Source organism: Novosphingobium kunmingense, assembly GCF_002813245.1.
Classification (GTDB): Bacteria; Pseudomonadota; Alphaproteobacteria; order Sphingomonadales; family Sphingomonadaceae; genus Novosphingobium; species Novosphingobium kunmingense.
Map to the genome: position 1 here is coordinate 401,713 of NZ_PHUF01000004.1, position 18,815 is coordinate 420,527.

Annotated in this window: 18 protein-coding genes; 11 read left to right on the forward strand and 7 right to left on the reverse strand. The window is 66.5% G+C overall.

Annotation, left to right across the window (positions count from 1 at the left end):
- Positions 1–29: 29 nt before the first annotated feature.
- A complete protein-coding gene (locus B0I00_RS11370; RefSeq protein WP_100867773.1) occupies positions 30–746 on the forward strand; it encodes an NAD-dependent deacylase in 717 nt (238 codons plus the stop codon).
- Here B0I00_RS11370 and B0I00_RS11375 read toward each other — a convergent pair.
- Complete coding sequence (locus tag B0I00_RS11375; RefSeq protein WP_198519219.1) at positions 732–1,505, reverse strand: HesA/MoeB/ThiF family protein; 774 nt, start codon at positions 1,503–1,505, stop codon at positions 732–734. The two genes, B0I00_RS11370 and B0I00_RS11375, sit on opposite strands and share 15 nt — an antisense overlap.
- Positions 1,506–1,613: 108 nt before the next feature.
- Here B0I00_RS11375 and B0I00_RS11380 point away from each other — a divergent pair, with 108 nt between their 5' ends.
- Together B0I00_RS11380 and B0I00_RS11385 are read left to right on the forward strand one after the other, a co-directional pair.
- On the forward strand, positions 1,614–3,305 hold the full coding sequence (locus B0I00_RS11380; RefSeq protein WP_100867496.1) for a class I adenylate-forming enzyme family protein: 1,692 nt from the start codon (positions 1,614–1,616) through the stop codon (positions 3,303–3,305).
- A gap of 3 nt (positions 3,306–3,308) precedes the next feature.
- On the forward strand, positions 3,309–4,079 hold the full coding sequence (locus B0I00_RS11385) for an SDR family NAD(P)-dependent oxidoreductase (RefSeq protein WP_100867497.1): 771 nt from the start codon (positions 3,309–3,311) through the stop codon (positions 4,077–4,079).
- Positions 4,080–4,083: 4 nt separating this feature from the next.
- Here the strand turns inward: B0I00_RS11385 and B0I00_RS11390 are convergent, their stop codons facing one another.
- From B0I00_RS11390 to mutM, 4 genes are all read right to left on the reverse strand, one after another.
- Positions 4,084–4,704, reverse strand: a complete 621-nt coding sequence (locus B0I00_RS11390) for a LysE family translocator (protein ID WP_100867498.1) — start codon at positions 4,702–4,704, stop codon at positions 4,084–4,086.
- 97 nt (positions 4,705–4,801) lie between these two features.
- Positions 4,802–6,247, reverse strand: a complete 1,446-nt coding sequence (dnaA, locus tag B0I00_RS11395; protein ID WP_198519220.1) for a chromosomal replication initiator protein DnaA — start codon at positions 6,245–6,247, stop codon at positions 4,802–4,804.
- Positions 6,248–6,767: 520 nt separating this feature from the next.
- Complete coding sequence (rpsT, locus tag B0I00_RS11400; protein WP_100867500.1) at positions 6,768–7,028, reverse strand: 30S ribosomal protein S20; 261 nt, start codon at positions 7,026–7,028, stop codon at positions 6,768–6,770.
- A 105-nt stretch (positions 7,029–7,133) separates the two neighbouring features.
- On the reverse strand, positions 7,134–7,949 hold the full coding sequence (gene mutM, locus B0I00_RS11405; RefSeq protein WP_100867501.1) for a bifunctional DNA-formamidopyrimidine glycosylase/DNA-(apurinic or apyrimidinic site) lyase: 816 nt from the start codon (positions 7,947–7,949) through the stop codon (positions 7,134–7,136).
- Between the two features lie 119 nt (positions 7,950–8,068).
- On the opposite strand from mutM, the gene B0I00_RS11410 reads away from it, so the two are divergent.
- The 7 genes from B0I00_RS11410 (at position 8,069) to B0I00_RS11440 (ending at position 13,471) form a co-directional block, all read left to right on the forward strand.
- Positions 8,069–8,599, forward strand: coding sequence for a DUF1993 domain-containing protein (locus tag B0I00_RS11410; RefSeq protein WP_100867502.1), 531 nt, complete (start codon positions 8,069–8,071; stop codon positions 8,597–8,599).
- A gap of 66 nt (positions 8,600–8,665) precedes the next feature.
- The gene (locus B0I00_RS11415) at positions 8,666–9,397 is read left to right on the forward strand and encodes a class I SAM-dependent methyltransferase (RefSeq protein WP_100867503.1); all 732 of its coding nucleotides are present in this window, start codon (positions 8,666–8,668) and stop codon (positions 9,395–9,397) included.
- Between the two features lies 1 nt (position 9,398).
- Positions 9,399–10,952 carry a 2-polyprenylphenol 6-hydroxylase gene (gene ubiB / locus B0I00_RS11420; RefSeq protein WP_100867504.1) on the forward strand — a complete coding sequence of 518 codons (1,554 nt, stop codon included), beginning with the start codon at positions 9,399–9,401 and terminating at the stop codon, positions 10,950–10,952.
- Positions 10,953–10,955: 3 nt separating this feature from the next.
- A complete protein-coding gene (locus B0I00_RS11425) occupies positions 10,956–11,234 on the forward strand; it encodes a hypothetical protein (protein ID WP_100867505.1) in 279 nt (92 codons plus the stop codon).
- Entirely contained in the window at positions 11,227–11,691 is a 465-nt protein-coding gene (locus B0I00_RS11430; RefSeq protein WP_100867775.1) for a low molecular weight protein-tyrosine-phosphatase, read from the forward strand. The genes B0I00_RS11425 and B0I00_RS11430 overlap by 8 nt, the downstream gene beginning before the upstream one ends.
- Positions 11,688–12,167 carry a YbaK/EbsC family protein gene (locus tag B0I00_RS11435; RefSeq protein WP_100867506.1) on the forward strand — a complete coding sequence of 160 codons (480 nt, stop codon included), beginning with the start codon at positions 11,688–11,690 and terminating at the stop codon, positions 12,165–12,167. The genes B0I00_RS11430 and B0I00_RS11435 overlap by 4 nt, the downstream gene beginning before the upstream one ends.
- Positions 12,164–13,471, forward strand: coding sequence for an amino acid permease (locus B0I00_RS11440; protein WP_100867507.1), 1,308 nt, complete (start codon positions 12,164–12,166; stop codon positions 13,469–13,471). Before B0I00_RS11435 ends, B0I00_RS11440 begins: the two co-directional genes overlap by 4 nt.
- Here B0I00_RS11440 and B0I00_RS11445 read toward each other — a convergent pair.
- Together B0I00_RS11445 and B0I00_RS11450 are read right to left on the reverse strand one after the other, a co-directional pair.
- Complete coding sequence (locus tag B0I00_RS11445) at positions 13,425–15,023, reverse strand: phytoene desaturase family protein (RefSeq protein WP_100867508.1); 1,599 nt, start codon at positions 15,021–15,023, stop codon at positions 13,425–13,427. The genes B0I00_RS11440 and B0I00_RS11445 overlap by 47 nt on opposite strands.
- The gene (locus tag B0I00_RS11450) at positions 15,020–16,219 is read right to left on the reverse strand and encodes an aromatic ring-hydroxylating oxygenase subunit alpha (RefSeq protein WP_100867776.1); all 1,200 of its coding nucleotides are present in this window, start codon (positions 16,217–16,219) and stop codon (positions 15,020–15,022) included. The genes B0I00_RS11445 and B0I00_RS11450 overlap by 4 nt, the downstream gene beginning before the upstream one ends.
- Before the next feature lie 204 nt (positions 16,220–16,423).
- On the opposite strand from B0I00_RS11450, the gene B0I00_RS11455 reads away from it, so the two are divergent.
- A complete protein-coding gene (locus B0I00_RS11455; protein WP_100867509.1) occupies positions 16,424–18,799 on the forward strand; it encodes a putative bifunctional diguanylate cyclase/phosphodiesterase in 2,376 nt (791 codons plus the stop codon).
- Positions 18,800–18,815 lie beyond the last annotated feature (16 nt).

Here is an 18,815-nt window from a genome sequence, read left to right on the forward strand (position 1 = left end):
TCCCCTGTCTTGCGTGCTTCATGGCCGCGATGGGCCAATACCGCAATATCGTGATCCTGACCGGCGCCGGGGTTTCCGCAGAAAGCGGGATCGACACGTTCCGCGCCGGAACCGACGGTCAGCCGAGCCTGTGGGAACAGCACGACGTCGAGGACGTTGCCACGCCCGAAGGCTTCGCGCGCGATCCGGAGCTGGTGCAGCGCTTCTACGACATGCGGCGCGCCGCGATCCAGACCAAGCTGCCCAATCCCGCCCACGACGCGCTGGCGCGGCTCGACGCGGCCTGGGGCGGCGACCTGCTGATCGTCACCCAGAACGTCGACGACCTGCACGAGCGCGCCGGCGCGCGCCGCGTGCTGCACATGCACGGCGAGCACCTGAAGGCCTGGTGCACCGCCTGCGACGTGCGTTCGCCGTGGCGCGGCTCCTTGGCCGACTATCCGCCCTGCCCGGCCTGCCAGGCGCGCAGCCTGCGGCCCGACGTGGTCTGGTTCGGCGAGATGCCTTACGAGATGAACCGGATCTATGCCGCGCTGCGCCGCGCCGACCTGTTCGTTTCGATCGGCACATCGGGCGCGGTCTATCCCGCCGCCGGGTTCGTGCGCGATGCGCGCGAGCTTGGCGCCCACACGCTGGAACTCAATCTCGAACGCAGCCAGGGATCGCACCTGTTCCACGAATCCCGTCTCGGCCCGGCCAGCCAGACGGTCCCGTCCTGGGTCGACGAGGTTCTAGCCGGCGCCTGAACAGCCCCTGCACTGCGCGTCCTTGGCAATGCGCATGGTCCGCATCGACGGGGCAAAACCGTCGACAAGGTGCAGCCGGCCCCACTGCGGATCGCCAAGCGTGGCCTTTCCGGTCAACAACACCCGGATCGCCTGCATCGCAGCAAAGGCGCCTACCATGCCTGCCATCGCGCCCAGCACGCCGTCCGCGGCACAAGTGTCGCAATCGTCGGCGTCGAAAGCATCGCCCACGAAGCAGCGATAGCAGCTTTCGCCCGGCAAATGCCCGGCGAAGTTGGCGACCTGACCCTGAAAGCGGCCGATCGCCGCGCTGGTCAGCGGCACCCCGGCGCGCACGCACGCGTCGGAAACGGCCAGCCGCGTCGCGAAGTTGTCACATCCGTCGAGGACAAGATCGGCACCCTCAAGGATCTGCGCCGCGTTTTCGCCATCGATCCTCCCGGCGTGCGCGCGGACCTTGAGGACCCCGTCGAACCGCCCGACCCAATCCGCCGCCGCCTCCGCCTTGGGGCGACCAATATCGGCCTCGGCAAAGATCGTCTGACGCTGGAGATTGCTGGCATCGACCCGGTCGTCGTCGACCAGGACGAGGCTGCCGATCCCGGCGCCGGCGAGATATTGGAGCGCCGGCGAGCCGATCCCCCCGCATCCGATAATTACGACGCAGGCCCCGGCCAGCGCCACCTGGCCGGCCCCGCCCACTTCCGGCAACACGATATGGCGGGCAAAGCGGTCGAGGCGGTCGGGCGGCAGGCTCATGGCCAAAGCCCTAGCCGCCAAGCTGAAGAACCGAAAGGTGCTTGCCGCGCGCTCGTTAGTGGGGCACCTTAATCGCACAATTAAAAACGGGCTGATGGGTAGAGATAGATGCACTATGCCGAGTTGCGCCGGGCGCGCGAGGAACTGACCGGCCCGGGCGGCCAGTTCGAGATCGTCGAGCAGGAGATCCTCGGCCATCGGCTGCGCACCTACAAGAACGCTCCGCCCAGCGTGCGGGAGGTGTGGTTGGCCTCCGCCGTCTTCGCCGAACGAACCTACCTCGTCTACGAGGATGAGCGGCTGACCTATGCGCAGTCGCACGCGCAGGTCACTGCAGTTGCGGCCTGGCTGCACGATCAGGGGGTGCGCCCTGGGGACCGCGTGGCGATCGCGATGCGCAACTATCCCGAATGGATGCTCATCTACTGGGCCAGCGCCTGCATCGGCGCAGCCGCCGTCGGTATGAACGCGTGGTGGACCAGCGAGGAGATGGCCTACGGCCTGCGCGACGCAGCCCCCACGGTGCTGTTCGCCGACGCCGAGCGGATCGAACGCTGGCGCGCCGCAAGCGACGTGCCACCGATGACCGTCGTCGCCGTCCGCACCCCGGCGTCGGACGGGACCGTGCCGTGGGAAACGGTTATCGCGCATCCCGGCGCGATGCCAGAGGTCGCGGTCGATCCCGACAGCGATGCCTGCATTTTCTACACTTCGGGCACGACCGGCTTTCCCAAGGGCGCGCAACTGACCCACCGGGGCTGCGTCGCGAACCTGATGAACATGCTCTACGCCGGCGCGTCGAGCGCGCTGGCCGTCGAACGCGCCACTGGGGTCGCGCCGCCGGCAGATCCGCCAATCCCGGTCACCCTCATCACGACGCCGCTGTTCCACGTCACCGCCAACAATTGCGGAGCCTATGCCTGCACCGCGCTCGGCGGGGCGATGGTGCTGATGTACAAGTGGGACGCGGGCGAAGCGTTGCGCCTGATCGAACGCGAGGGCGTCACGAACATGAGCGGCGTGCCGACCATGGCCCGCGAGGTGATCAACCATCCGTCGTTTGCCACGACCGACACCTCCAGCCTCACCGGGCTGGCGGGCGGCGGCGCGCAGGTTCCACCCGATCTGGTCCAGAAGATCGAGGACGGGGTGACCACCGCCCGCCCCGGCACCGGCTATGGCATGACCGAGACCTGCGGCATCATCACCTCGATCAGCGGCGACTTCTTTGTCGACAAGCCGGACAGCGCGGGCCCCTACATGCCCAACTTCGAGGTCAAATGCGTCGACGACGACGGCAACACGCTGCCCCAGGGCGAGGCGGGCGAGCTGTGGGTCAAGGGGTCGAGCGTGATCCGCGGCTATATCAACCGCCCCGAAGCGACTGCCGCGTCGATCACCGACGGCTGGCTGCACACCGGCGACGTCGCGCGGATCGATGAAGAGGGCTTCATCTTCATAGTCGACCGCAAGAAGGACATCATCATCCGCGGCGGCGAAAACGTATCCTGCACCGAAGTCGAAGCCTTGCTCTACCGCATGCCCGAGATTGCCGAATGCTGCGTCTTCGGCGTGCCCGACCAGCGCCTGGGCGAAGAGATCGCCGCGGCGATCGTGCTCAAGACCGGAGCATCCCTGAGCGAGGACGCGGTGCGCGATCACGTCGCAGCCCATGTCGCAAAGCACAAGGTGCCGCGCTACGTCCGTTTCTTTGCCGAACCCTTGCCGCGCAACGCCAGCGGCAAGTTCCTGCGCCGCGACCTGCGAGACGCCTATGCTGCCGAAACCACGGAGGCTTGAACCATGGCCGATCTTGATGGGCGCATCGCGCTGGTAACAGGCGCCTCGCGGGGGCTTGGCGCGGCTGCGGCACGCGCACTGGCGGCGGCCGGCGCGAAGGTCGCGGTGACCGACATCGCGGCGCCCGAAGCGCTGGCCAGCGAAATCGGCGGCCTGGCCCGCGCGCTCGACGTGACCAGCGAGGACGATTGGGCCGCGACGATGGCCTGGATCAAGGCCGAGGCGGGCGGTCTCGACATTCTCGTCAACAACGCCGGCCTTTGGCTGTTCAAGCCGATCACCGAGACCACCCTGGACGACTGGCGGCGGCTCCACGCGGTCAATGTCGAAGGGGTGTTCCTCGGCACCCGGGCCGCAGTGCCGTTGCTGGCGGAGCGCGCCCACCTGTGGCGCGGCGGGACCGCGATCGTGAACCTGTCGTCGGTCGCCGGAATCGAGGGCGCGGCAGGCGCAACCTGCTACAATTCCACCAAGGGCGCGGTGCGCTTGTTCACCAAGGGCTGCGCCAAGGAGCTTGCGGCCGCGCGGATTCGCGTCAACTCGGTCCATCCCGGGGTCATCGATACCGACATGGGGCGCCACCTGGTCGACGATTTCGCCGCCGCCCAGCAGATTGGCAACAACGAGGTGCTGGCGCAGGTGTCCGCCATGCATCCGCTCGGCCACCTTGGCGAGCCGCAGAACGTCGCCGATGCGGTGGTGTTCCTTGCTTCCGACCGCGCCGCGTTCAGCACCGGGAGCGAGGTGGTGGTCGACGGCGGGCTTTCGGCCTGACGGACTAGCGCGACAGGGCGAGCTTCGCCCCGAAGGCCACGAAGACCGCCCCGGTCAGCCGGTCGAGCATCGCAACCGTACTTGGGCGACGCAGCGCTCGGCCAAGCGGGACGGTCGCGGCGATCAGGACCGCGAACCACACCAGCCCCAGCACGACGTGGATCGACGCGAGCAGGAATATCGGCGCACCGACCGGTGCGCCCGGCGGTACGAACTGCGGCAGGAAAGTTACATAGAACACGCCGATCTTGGGATTGAGCAGGTTGGTCAGCAAGCCCCGGCAGAAGGCGTTGCCTTGCCCCGCCTTGACCTGCGGATCATCTGCCGCGATTTTGCGGCGTGGGCGCAGCATCAGTCCTATGCCAAGCCAGACAAGATAGGCGGCACCCGCTATCTTCACAATCGTATAGGCCAGTTCCGAGGCACGCAGCAGCGTGCCCAGCCCCATGGCAACTGCCGCGCCCCAGATGAGGCAGCCCAGCGCGATACCCAGGGCGGCCTGCATAGCGGGTCTGCGCCCCTCGACCGTCGCCGCGCGCAGCACCATCGCCGTGTCCACGCCCGGCGTCAGTGTCAGGATCGTGGCGGCAAAAAGGAATGCTGCGAGAAGGGCAGGGTCGAACACGGAGCCAGCCTAGCATCACGCATCGCCTTGTGCACAGCTCTGTTCACAAGGCTGTGCAGCGCGGCTGGATAAGCGGTGTGCCGGCTGTGGAAGCCGATCAGCTTTCCAGCTGGCGCAACAGGCTGCGCACGTCTCCGTCCATGTCGGCGTCGCGGGTGCGCAGATCCTCGATCAGGCGCACCGCGTGGATCACGGTCGAATGATCGCGCCCACCGAACTTGCGGCCGATTTCCGGGTAGGAGCGCGGGGTAAGCACCTTCGCAAGGTACATGGCGACCTGGCGTGGACGAACCACGGCGCGAGCGCGGCGCTTCGACGCCATTTCGGTGCGGTCGACGCGGTAGAACTGGCAGACGGTGCGCTGGATCTCGTCGATGGTGATCCGGCGGCGGTTGGCCGAGAGGATGTCGGTCAGCTGTTCCTCGGCCAGCTGCAGCGACACGGCCTGGCCGGTCAGCTGGGCATAGGCGATCAGCTTGTTGAGGCCGCCGACCAGCTCGCGCACGTTGCGGTTGATGGTCCGGGCCAGGAACTCGATCACGTCGGCCGGAACGTGAGTCGGGCTGAAACGCTGAAGACGATGTTCGAGGATCGAACGGCGCAGCTCGATATCGGCGGGCTGGATGTCGGCGACAAGGCCCATCGACAGGCGCGACAGCAGGCGCTGTTCCACCCCGTCGAGAGCCTGGGGCGCGCGATCGGCGGCAAAGACCAGCCGCTTGCCCTCGGCCAGCAGCGCGTCGATCGTGTAGAGCAGCTCTTCCTGGGCGCTGGCCTTGCCGATGATGAACTGGATGTCGTCGACCAGAAGCAGGTCGAAGCCGCGCAGGCGGGCCTTGAACTCGATCGTCTGGTTCTGGCGCAGCGCCTGCACGAATTCGACCATGAACCGTTCGGCCGAGCAGTAGAAGATGCGCGCGCGCGGATGCGCCACCAGATAGGCGTGGCCGATTGCGTGAAGCAGGTGAGTCTTGCCCTGCCCTGTTGCCGCCTTGAGATAGAGCGGGGCAAACTGCGGGGCTTCCATCGCCGCCATGCGCTGGGCGGCGTTGCTGGCCAGTACGTTGGCGGAACCGGTCACGAAGGTGTTGAAGGTCAGCGACGGATCGAGGCCGATCGAGGCCATGCCGAGGCCGCCCGCGCCGATGCCACCCATCTCGGCCGCACCCATGCCCAGCGCATCGCCAGGCTGCGAGGGGATCGCGCCGTCGTTGGCCGGACGGCGCAGGCCGTCCTCACGCCCCAGTCGCAGACCACCCAGAGCGCGGCGGCTCGGCAGGACCGAGACGCGCACATGGCGCACGTCGGGGCGGGCGATCTTCCAGGCCAGCGAGAGCCGGTCGGAAAACCGGTCGGCCACCCAGTTGGCCGAAAACTCGGTCGGCAGGAACAGGTCCAGCGTGCCGGTTTCCTTGCAGAAGGTGCCGAGCTGGATCGGCTTGATCCACTGGCCGTGTAGTTGATGCCCAAGGTCCTTGCGGAGGCCCTGGCTGATGTCAGCCCAATCCGCCGCAAGGTCGAGCGCTTCCTGTTCTTCGATCATGCGCTCTGCATCATTCCTGTTACCGGCCAACGCGTTGCCGCGCGGCCCACCAATACCAGTGCTTGTCACCCGGTATGCCCCCGACTTTGCACAATGGCCCATTCCGCGCAGCGATGCTGCGCGAAAACATCCCCTCACCGGCTGCCCAGGCCAGTGCTGAAACCACTGATTTTCTGTGATGCCCGACGCAGGTGATTCCGTGCCGGTCAGTTGGGTTGTTATGAACGAGGTATCGGCCAGAGCAAGGCGTCGCCCGTAAAAAAAATGAAATAAATCGCCTTGACGCCGGTCTGCCTTGCAGAATCCGGCGAATAGGAAATTTAGCTAAATATTTCAGAACTTTGAATTGTGACCGATTTGCGAATCGCGCGTTTTCTTAGGCTTATGCGGCACAGTTGGACCACGCCTGCGCCAGCATAGAAAAAGCCGGCGGAAATTCCGCCGGCCCTTAAAGCACGATGTTCTATTTTCGTCCCGGCCAAGTCGTCCCTGAACGGGACGAATCACCTGGCCGAACGAATCAGAGAGCCGAAACCCGCTTGGTCAGGCGCGACAGCTTGCGCGACGCGGTGTTCTTGTGAAGGACACCGCGAGCCACGCCGCGTGCCAGTTCCGGCTGCGCCGCCTTGAGCGCTTCAGACGCTGCAGTCTTGTCGCCACCGGCGATCGCCGATTCGACCTTCTTGACGAAGGTGCGGATGCGGCCGAGGCGGTTGCCGTTGACTTCGGCGCGGCGTTCGTTGCGGCGGATGCGCTTGCGGGCTTGCGGCGTATTGGCCATGTTCGTCCTTGTAAAACTCGTGCAAAAACGGGGCGCCGAACGGAATCGGCCCCACGGGAAGCGCGGCCCTTACCGGCGGGTGGCCGAATCGTCAAGCACGGCCGGCTATTTTTGGCAGCGGCTACAATACCAGGTGCTGCGTCCGCCCTGGACGATCCGCCTGATCGACGCGCCGTCCCGCACGCAGGGTTTGCCTTCGCGGTCGTAGACATCGAAGCGCTTCGAGAAATAGCCCAGTTCGCCATCTGGCCGGGCGTAGTCGCGCAAGGTCGAACCGCCGGCCTCGATCGCCTCGGCAAGCACCGCTTTGATCGCCGGGACCAGCCGGCCCAGGCCGGCACGACTGACCTTGCCCGCAGCCTTGCGTGGATCGATTCGCGCGCGGAACAGCGCTTCGCAGACATAAATGTTGCCAAGGCCCGCGACGATGCGCTGGTCGAGCAGCATCAGCTTGATCGCCGCGCTGCGCCCGGCCAGCGCCGTTCCGAGCTGCCCCGTCGACAGTCCGTCGCCCAGCGGTTCGGGTCCGAGCGCGGCAAAGGCCGGCCAGACGTCGAGCGATGCGGTGGCGACAAGGTCGACCGATCCGAACCGACGCGGATCGCACAGAGCCAGCCGGTGACCGCCTGCCGTTTCGATCACCAGGTGGTCGTGCGGGCCAAGCTCGTCCGGCTCGATCCGCCACCGTCCCGACATGCCAAGATGAAATATCATTGTCTGCCCGCGGTCGATGTGGATCAGTCCATACTTGGCCCTTCGCCCCAGCCCGGTCACCGTGGCACCGGTCATGACTTGGGCGAGATCGTCGGGGAACGGCCGGCGCAGATCGCCGCGGCGCGTCACCAGGCTGGCAATTCGCTTCCCATCGAGAATGCGTTCAAGACCGCGCACGGTGGTTTCGACTTCGGGAAGCTCGGGCATGGGCGCATCCGGACTAGGTCCAGGCCACGAACCTGTCCACGAAATATTAGTTTCGTATTGAAACTGAAATCAACCCGGCCTAGTCAAGGGATAGACACCGAACCCAGGGAGAGAAGACTATGCCTGCCACGCTCCACGACAGCTTCGTGCCGCCCGCCATCACGATGCTCGGCAATATCAAGGTCTGGCTCGACAAGGCCGCCGCGCAGGGCAACGAAGCGGCGCTGCTCGAAGCGCGCCTCGCTCCCGACATGCATCCCCTCTCGCGCCAGATCCAGATGGCCTCGGACGCCGCCAAGGGAGCGGCCGCCCGGATGACCGGAGCCGATGCGCCGTCGATGCCGGATACCGAAGCGAGCTTCGCCGAGCTCAAGGCGCGGTGCGACAAGACCATTGCCTACCTCCAGTCGATCGATGCCGATGCGTTCAACGCCGGCGCGAGCCGCGACATCGTCCTGACCTTTCCCAACGGCGCGGGGATCCGGTTCGATTCGGCTGAGCGTTTCCTCAACGGCTTCGCGCTGCCCAACTTCTATTTTCACGCCGCGATGACCTATGGCCTGTTGCGCCAGCAGGGGATCGACGTCGGCAAGGCTGACTTCCTGATGCACCTTGCCCCGTTCATGTTCGCCCCGCCGCAGCCCGCCTGAACGAGGCGCGATTCGCGGGACGCTTTCACTGGCACCGGGCACGGCGAGCGGCTAAGGCCCGCAGCCATGAACGATAGTGTGTCCTTCGGCTACGAAAGCGTAAGCCCCGAGGAAAAGACCGAGCGAGTCGGCGCGGTCTTTTCCAGTGTCGCGAAGAAATACGATGTCATGAACGATGCCATGTCGGGCGGGCTGCACCGGCTGTGGAAGGACAAGTTCGTGCGGCGGGTCAAGCCGCAGCCGCACGAGCAGATCCTCGACATGGCGGGCGGCACCGGGGACATCGCGTTCCGCCTCGCCGCGGCGGGCGCAGCCGTTACTGTCTCCGACATCAACCAGGACATGCTCGACGTCGGGATCGAGCGGGCGATGGACAAGGGCCTCGATACCCTCGTCTGGTCGCGGCAGAATGCCGAGGAACTGACCTTCCCCGACCGCTTCTTCGACGCCTACACGATCGCCTTCGGGATCCGCAACGTCACCCGCATCGATCAGGCCCTCGCTGAAGCGCACCGCGTGCTCAAGCATGGCGGACGGTTCTATTGTCTGGAATTCTCGACCACCGAATGGCCGGGCTTCAAGGACATATACGACTTCTATTCGCACAAGCTGGTACCCAAGATCGGCAGCGCGATCGCCGGGGACGCCGACAGCTATCGCTACCTGGTCGAATCGATCCGCCGCTTCCCCACCATGCCCGAGTTCGAGCGCATGATCCGCGAGGCAGGCTTCGTCCGCACCCGGGTCGAACCGATCCTGGGCGGCCTGGTCGCCATCCATTCGGGGTGGAAGATCTGAAGTGACGCGCCCGTCGACGCACATCTGGCGGCTGCTGCGCTGGGGCCGGACGCTTGCCCGGCACGGCGCGCTGCGCGGCATCGAGAGCGATCCCAACACCCCGCCGCAGGTCCGCCGCCTGACCCGCATCGCGCGCTTCGGCACGGTGCAACCGCGCCTGCCCGACTATGCGGGCGCTTTCCAGGACATCGGCCCCGCGGCGATCAAGCTCGGCCAAACCCTCGCCACCCGCCCCGACATTGTCGGCGACGAGGCCGCGCAAAACCTCCTTTCCTTGCAGGACAGTCTCCCGCCGGTCCCCTTCGCGGCGATCAAGGCCGAGATCGAGCGCAGCTTTGCGAGGCCGATCGAAAGCCTGTTCGCCAGCATCGAGGAAGAACCGGTGGGCGCGGCTTCAATCGCGCAGGTCCACCGCGCCGTCACGACCGAGGGCAAGACCGTTGCGGTCAAGGTCCTGCGCCCCGGCATCCGCGAAAAGTTTGCCGAGGATATCCTGACCTACGAATGGGCCGCCGCGCATCTCGAGGCGCTGGGCGGCGAAGCGGCCCGGCTGCGCCCGCGATTGGTTATCGCCAATTTCAAGCGCTGGACCCTGCGCGAACTGGACCTGCGGCGCGAGGCGGCCTCAGCTTCCGAACTCGCCGAAAAAATGGCCGCGACCGAGGGCTATCGCGTGCCCGGAATTGACTGGGACCGCACCAACGGCCGGGTGATGACGATCGACTGGATCGATGGCATCAAGATCAGCGAGACCGAGGCCCTGCGCGCCGCCGGCCACGACCTTGACGCGCTGGCCGAGCATCTGGTGCTGACGTTCCTTAAGCAGGCGATCAGCATGGGCTATTTCCATGCCGACATGCACCAGGGCAACCTGTTCGTCGAAGCCGACGGCACGATCGCCGCGATCGATTTCGGCATCATGGGGCGGATAGACCGACGCGCGCGGCTGTGGCTGGCCGAAATCCTCTATGGCCTGACCACCGGAAATTACCGCCGCGTGGCCGAGATCCATTTCGAGGCGCAGTACGTGCCGAGCTACCACTCCGTCGACGAGTTCGCGACCGCGTTGCGCGCCGTGGGCGAGCCGACGCGCGGGCGCCCGGTCAGCGAATTGTCGGTCGGGCAAATGCTCGACAGCCTGTTCGCCATCACCCGCGAATTCGATATGCAGACCCAGCCGCACCTGCTGTTGCTGCAGAAGACGATGGTCATGGTCGAGGGGCTGGCGACCCAGCTCAATCCCAGGATCAACATGTGGGATGTCGCCGCGCCCTATGTGCGCGAATGGATCCGCGACGAGCTTGGTCCCGAAGCGGCGATTGCCGACCGCGTGCGGCGCGATGCCGAAACGCTGCTGCGCCTGCCGGACCTGTTGCGGCGTCTTGAAGAGAAGTATCCACCCAAGGGCGGCGCGCCGGAACCGCCGCCGCTGCCGGAGGTCGAACTGATCTTGGACCGCCGCCGCGGCGAACGCCGCTGGCCGGGATATGTCGCCGCAGCACTGGCGGGCGGGCTTGCCCTGTGGGGCGCGCAGGCGCTCCACCTGTTGGGCTGAGCCATGGACCTCGATGCGCTGCTCCGCCATTTCTTCGGCACCGACGACCCCGCCACCCTGACCGAAGTCGAGTTCGACCGTGCGGCCGAACGGATGAAGATTGCCTTCGGGGTGGAGCGCGAACCGGGCCGCAAGTTCGCGCTGTGGACGCTGCTTCACGCCTTCGACATGGCCCCGCTTCCGGCCGAGGCCTTTGCCAAGGAACCCCAACTGAAGGAGGCCGCAGAGGAATACCTCTCCGCCGCCTTCCGGCTCGAGCGTTGGGGCGATGCCGATGGCTGAACCGGCGGTGCTGTTCGTCTGCCTTGGCAACATCTGTCGTTCGCCGCTGGCCGAGGCGGCGCTGCGGCACGAGGCGGCGAAGGCCGGCCTTACCCTGACCGTCGATAGCGCCGGGACCGCCGATTACCATGTCGGCGAACCGCCCGATCCGCGCGCGATCCGCACCGCCGCGAGGTTTGGCATCGACATCGCAAACTATCGCGGACGCCAGGTCGAGGCGGCGGATTTCACCCGCTTCACCCACATCTACGCCGCCGACCACGCCAACCTGCGCAACCTGCAACGCCTGGCGCCGCACAGTCCGGGCGCCGAACTGGCCCTGCTGCTTGACCTCGTCGCGGGACGCGCGGGCGAGGGCCTGACCGATCCGTGGTACGGCAACGAAGACGGCTTCCTCGACACCTGGGCCGACGTGACCGCGGCAGCGCGCGGCTTCCTGGCAAAGCTGCCGCGATGAGCGCCGCGAGCGTCCTGGCCTGGCTGGAAAAGCACGCTCCCGACCTTGCCCTGATCGATCACGCCGTCAGCACGGCAACCGTCGCCGAAGCCGCGGCCGTCCTCGGCACCGAACCCGGCCGCATCGCGAAGACCCTGGCCTTCCGCGTCGGCGACACGCCGATGCTGCTGATCGCGCGCGGAGATGCCCGGCTGGACAATGCGCGCTGCAAGGCAGAGCTGGGCGGGCGCCCGCGGATGCTGGACGCCGAGGCCACTCTGGCTCTGACCGGCCATGCGGTGGGCGGGGTCTGCCCTTTCGGCCTTGCGAGCGATCTTCCTGTCCTGGCCGACCGCTCGCTGCTGGCCTACCCGACCGTCTTCCCCGCCGCCGGATCGCGGACCAGCTCGGTCGAAGTCGAGCCGGAGCGGCTGGCCGACCTCGTTGGCGCGCGCTGGGTCGCGATCTGCAATGTGCCGTCAGAAGTGGGATCATGACCGAAGCGACCACACGCCAGCTCGGGTTCTGGGCCGTCCTGGCGCTGGTCGTCGGCAACATGATCGGCTCCGGGATCTATCTGCTCCCCGCCACGCTGGCGCCGCTCGGCTGGAACCAGATGCTCGGCTGGCTGGTCACGATCGGCGGGGCCCTGGCCCTGGCGGTGGTCTTCGCCCGGCTCGGCGCGCGGGTGCCGCTCGCGGGCGGGCCATATGCCTATGCCCAGGCGGCCTTCGGTCCGCTGCCAGGCTTCATTACGGCCTGGGCCTACTGGGTGATGACCTGGGTCGGCAACGGCGCCGTGGCCGTCGCGGTTGTCAGCAACCTCAGCCTGCTGTTCCCGGTGATCGGCGGGATTGCGGGCCTGCCGGCCCTGCTGTGCCTGGCCTTCATCTGGATGCTGACCGGTATCAACATCCTCGGTGTTCGTGAGGCGGGCCGGGTCCAGGAGGCGACCACGCTCCTGAAGCTAGTGCCGCTGGTGGCCTTGATCGGGTTGGCGCTGTGGCTGTGGGTCACCGCCGCGCCGCGGGCCCCCGATCCCGGCATCGCCGTGTCGGGGAGCGGCGTAGCGGCCGCAGTCGGGCTGACCTTCTGGGGCTTCCTCGGACTCGAATCGGCGACCGTCCCGGCGGACAAGGTGGCCGATGCCCGTCGCACCGTGCCGCGTGCGACGCTGCTCGGCGTGGCGCTGACGGGGCTGGTCTATCTCGGCATTTCGGGCGCCTTCGCGCTGTTCATGCCGGCGGAGCGGGCCGCCGCCTCGCCCGCGCCCGTGGCCGATTTCCTCGGCGTCTATCTTGGCCCGGGCGTGGCCGGGGCGGTGGCGCTGTTCGCCGCGATCAGCGCCTTCGGCACGCTAAACGGCTTCATCCTGCTCCAGGGCGAGATGCCCCGCGCGATGGCGGGCGGCGGGGTCTTCCCCCGATGGTTCGCGGTGGAAAGCAGGCGCGGCACGCCGCTGCGCGGTCACGTTCTCTCTAGTGTGCTGGTAACGGGGATCGTCCTCCTCAACTACCAGAAAGGCATGGGCAAGCTGTTCGAATTCGTCGCCTCGGTCAGTCTGGCGGCGGGCCTGCTCGCCTACCTGATGAGCGCGCTTGCCGCGCTCAGACTGCTGCGGGACGAACGGGCGACGCTGCTGGCGGCACTGGTTGCCGCCGCCTTCACCGTCTGGGCGGAATGGGGCCTTGGCCTTCGCGCGATCGGCTACGGCGCGCTGCTGGTTGCCGCGGGCCTGCCGGTCTATGCCATGGTCAGGAGCGGAGCAGCTTCCGGATCAGCGGCCGGTCGGCAAGAATAGCCTGCGCCGCGTTGTGTCCCGGCGCGCCGGTTACCCCGCCGCCGGGATGGGTGCCCGATCCGCACATGTAGAGCCCCTTGATCGGCCCGCGATAGTCGCCGTGGCCCAGGATCGGGCGCGCCGCCCACAACTGGTCGATCCCCATCGTTCCGTGGAAGATATCGCCGCCGACCAGCCCGAACTTGCGTTCGAGGTCGAGCGGCGAATGGATCTGCCGGGCGATCACGCTGGCCTTGAAGTTGGGGGCGTGATCGGTGACCGTATCGATAATCAGGTCGGCCACCTCTTCGCGGTGCGCGTCCCAGTCGAGCGTCGGATCGAATTGCTGGCAGAACAGGCTGGCGACGTGGCTCCCGGGCGGGGCCAGGCTGTCGTCGACCGTGCTCGGGATCTTCATCTCGACGATCGGCTTCTTCGACCAGCCATATTGCTGCGCGTCGATGAAGGCCTGGTCCATATAGTCCATGCCCGGCGCGACGATGATCCCGGCGGTATGGTGCTCGGCCTGCGCCTTGCCCGGAAGCACCGAAAAACTCGGCAATTCGGACAGCGCCACATTCATGCGGAAGGTGCCCGATCCCGTCTTGTAGGACTTCATCCGCCGCTTGAAATCGTCGTCGAGGTCGGACGGATCGACCATCTGGCGATAGAGCAGCGCAGGCCCGACATTGGCGGCGACGATCGGCGCGATCAGCTCCTCGCCGCTGTCCAGCCGCACGCCGGTCGCCTTGCCGCCGTCGACCAGCAGCTTCGCGACCGGCGCTTCCAGGGTGATTTCGACGCCCGCATCCATGCAGGCGCGGGCCATGGCCTGGGTGATCGCGCCCATGCCGCCGACCGCGTGACCCCAGGCGCCGAGCTTGCCGTTCACTTCGCCAAAGACATGGTGAAGCAGCACATATGCGCTGCCCGGCGTCGAGACCCCGGCATAGTTGCCGACCACCGCGTCGAAGGCGAAGGCCGATTTGACGTGATCGTCCTCGAACCAGCCGTCGAGGAAATCGCGCGCCGACTTGGTGAAGATCGCCAGGAGGTCACGCTGGGTGGCCATGTCGAGCTTCGCCATCGGCCAGCCCTGTTTTGCCGCGGCCAGCAGAGCGGTGAGGCCCCCGCCGACGTTGGGCGGCGCCTGCAAGGCCAGGTCGCGCAGCACGTTGGCGACCTTTTCCAGTGCCGCGTCATAGGCCGGATATGCGGCGGCATCCTTGGCTGAAAAGCGCGCGAACTCGGCCTCCGTCCGCCCCGCACCGCCGCCCAGCTTGAGATAGGTATCGGAAAACGGGAAGAAGTTGCTGATCGTCCGCTCGATCACACGGTAGCCGTAATCCGCCAGTTTCATGTCGGCGATAACCTTGGGCCGCAGCAGGCTTACGGTGTAGCTGGCGGTCGAGTTGCGGAAACCGGGATGGAACTCCTCGGTCACCGCCGCGCCGCCAATCACGTGGCGGCGCTCGAGGACGCGCACCCGCATCCCCGCCTTGGCCAGGTAGAACGCACAGACGAGGCCGTTATGGCCGCCGCCGATGATCAGGGCATCGTAAGTCTTTGTCATTTGCTGCTCCAGCCCGGTGCGGGCGCAAAGGGTTGGCGCGATTCGGGAATGAGCGTGCGGATCTTCTTCGCAAAACTGCGCAGACAGACCTCGCTTGTCGCAATCGGTCCGGTGCCATAGCTGCGGCTGGCCATGCCCTGCTGGACGCGGGTGATCAACCAGGTATCCTCGGCATTGACGACGCGGTTGATCCGCCAGTTGGCATAGCGGACCAGCTTCATCTCCCGCTTCTTGCCGTTCGGCGTGAACGAATCGGGAAGGCAATAGGCCACCTCGCGCAGCAGGCAGGTTGTCGGGCCGGTCGGCAGCCATTGCATGAAGTCGATCTGATCGGCGTAGATGTCGAAGGCCATGTTGGGCCAGAGCTTGTAATAGAGCCAACGGCCGTGCGCCTCGGCAGGCAAGTGATCCAGGCGCGGCAGGCGGGCGGAATAGAAGCGTTCCCAGAAGGACTGGCGGCCTGTGGTCTGGATATCGCCATAGAGCCGATCGGCCCAGCCGTGCGCCTGGCTTCGATAACTGGCGCCAACCAGCCGGGTCAGGCCGGCATGCGCTACCGGGATGTGGAGGTTATCGGAATAGTTGTCGCCCACGGTCTTCCAGTTGACTGCACGCGGGCGCAGGCGAACCGAACCCATGGGCTGCATCTCGGCAAAACGGTAGGGTGCCACCTCGTCCTCGAACGGGGCCATCATCTCGGCCACCGTCGGATAGCCGGCATCCTTCAGCCTGACGAAGACGAAGCCGTGCCACAGTTCGATGGCAACAGGGGTCAACCCGCTGTCCTCCAGCCGCAGGGCCGGATAGTCGCCCCTCATCGGCACGCCGGTGAGGCGTCCGTCGGTTTCGTAGGTCCACGCATGATAGGGGCAGACCAGCTTGCGCGCGCAGCCGGCCGGCCCTTCGACCAGCCGCATGGCGCGGTGCCGGCAGACGTTGGTGAAGGCGCGCACCGCGCCGTCTTCCCCGCGAATCACGATCACGCTTTCGCCGCAAAAGTCGATCGTGCGGTAGGCGCCGGGCTGCGCCAGTTCGCTGATGTGGCAGACGATCTGCCAGCTGGGCCGGAAGATTCGCTCCTGTTCCAGTGCATGGAATTCCGCGTCGGAATAGGTCCATCCCGGCAGGCTCACGTCGGCATCGGGATCGGGAAGGTCCTGCGCCAGCAAGGACAAGGCACGCTTGACGGGGCTCATGCAGGTTTGCGCGATCCGCGCATCAATCGTCGCCAGCCGCGATGCCGTAGCGGCAAGCAATCAAAGCCATTTCGGCAATCGGATGCATTTTGACCTCGCTTCCCGCCCCGCCACGCTACCTGGCCGATTTTTCAGCCTTATCGAAGCGTTTACCTCTGCCGGATAATTGGCAACGGTAACAAATCAGGGGCGCAAGTGTAAGAGATGGTTAGCAGGCAGGCCGTGCTTCGCACCGCGGTGGCGCCCGAATTGCGCGACTGGGCCGATAACCGGCTCATCAGCGCGCACATTCGAATCGTCAAACCGATGGTGGCGGGAACCGTGCTCAACGCGGTGGTGGTCTGCGCGGCGCTGATCGGGCGGATACCCTGGCTCGATATCGCCATGTTCGTCGGCTTCACCTTCGGCGCGGCCTGGCACCGGGTCTGGCTGGCCGACGGGATCGCCCGTGGTCGCCGCCAGAAGCGCCCGCAGAAGATTGCGCTCGCCTTCCGTCTCAACAGCCTGTGGATGGGCCTGACCTTCGGCATCCTGCTGGCGCTCTGGTTTCCTGGCATGCCGGCGGACGTGCAGCTTCTGCTTGCGGTCTGCGCCACGACGCAGATCGCGTCGGCCGCCTATACCGTGCGCACGCTGCCCAAGTCGGCGACCATCTACGTCGCCTGCCAGGCGATAGGCCTCGCCATCGGGCTGGCACGGATCGGCACGGCGACCGCGCTCTGCGCCATTGTCGTGCTGATGCTGGCCAGCGCGTTGCTGGTCCGCATGGCCTTTACCGCGCGCGACCTGTTCGTCACCCGCATCCTGTCGGACCGCGATCTCGCCGCCAGCGCCCGCACGGTAAAGCTTCTGCTCAACGAGTACGAGGAAAGCGGATCGGACATGCTGTTCGAACTCGACCGCGATCACCGTCTGGCTGGCGTCTCCCGCCGTCTGTCGTCGGCTCTCGGCCTTTCGACCGGAGAGCTTGAAGGCAGAACGCTGACCGATCTGCTGGCGCCGTCCGACGAACGCGACAGCCTTGCGCGGGCCATTGCCGAGCGCAAGCGGGTGAGCAACCTGATCGTTTCGTGCGAGGGCGCCGATGGCCACACTCTGTGGTGGTCGGTCACCGGCCGCCCGTGCTTCCCTGTGGATGGGGAGCGCACCACCTTCCGCGGCGTGATTACCGACGTCACGTCGCAACGCATCGCCGAAAGCCGGGCCCAGCGCATGGCCAGCTTCGACACCCTCACCGGGCTGCCAAACCGCGTCAGTTTCGACCGCGTGCTCGAACAGGTGCTGGATGGCCGCGAAGCGAGCGACCGGGTCGCGCTCCTGCTGGTCGACATCGACCACTTCAAGCATGTCAACGACGTTCACGGTCACCCGGTTGGCGACGCCCTGCTGCGCATCCAGGCCGAAGCCATGGCCGGCTGCGTCGAGGACAGCGGGCTTGGTGGCACGACGCCGATCGTCGCCCGGCTCGCCAGCGACGAGTTCGCGATCCTCGTCACCGGCCACGACGCCTGCGATCATGCCATCCGCCTGTCCGAACTGCTCATCGACGTGCTGGCCCAGCCGGTGGTCATCGACGGCCGGGACCTCGCCGTCTCGGTTTCGGTCGGCATCGCCCTTGCCCCGTTCCACACCGACCAGAAGGACCAGCTGCAGTCTTACGCCGGCATCAGCCTGCAAGCCGCCAAGCAGGGTGGCCGCAGCATGTGGGAGATGTTCGAGCCCGGCATGGACGCGGTCCTGCACGAACGTCACGCGCTGGCGCTCGACCTGCGCCATGCGGTTGCGCGCGGCGAACTGCGGCTGTTCATCCAGCCGCTGGTCGATGTCGCGAGCGAGGCCAAGACCGGCTACGAGGCGCTGCTGCGCTGGCAGCACCCGACCCGCGGCCTTGTCGCTCCCGATCAATTCATCCCGATCGCCGAGGAGACCGGCCTGATCGTCCCTATCGGCGAATGGGTGATCCGCTCCGCCTTCGCCGAAGCAGCCACCTGGGAGGGCGGCGAGACGATCGCCATCAACCTGTCGGCGGTCCAGGTGGGCCATGCCAACCTTTTGCCGGTGATCGTCAACGCGCTGGCCGAGACCGGACTCGACCCTGCCCGCGTCGAGTTCGAGATCACCGAAAGCGTGCTGCTCGACAATTCGGAAACGAACATCGAAGTGCTCAACCGGCTGCACACCCTGGGCGTTAAGATCGCGCTCGACGATTTCGGCACCGGCTATGCCTCGCTGACCTATCTGCTGACCTTCCCGTTCGACAAGATCAAGATCGACCGCCGCTTCATCTCGGACCTCGCCACGCGCGAGGAATCGCAGGCCATCGTCGGCGCGGTCATCGCGCTCGCCAACCAGCTCGGCATGTGCACGCTGGCCGAAGGCGTCGAGGAACAGGACCAGCTCGACACGCTGCGTCGCCACGGCTGCCGGATGGTCCAGGGCTGGCTGTTCGGCAAGGCGCTGCCATCCGAGGAATATCACCCGCGCCGCGAAATCGCGCTGGCTCCACCCCCGGCGGCAAGACTTCCCCGCGCCCGCAAGACCCGCGCTTCGCAGACGTATTCACGCCGCGCCCGGGCCTGATCGGGCCTCTGAATTG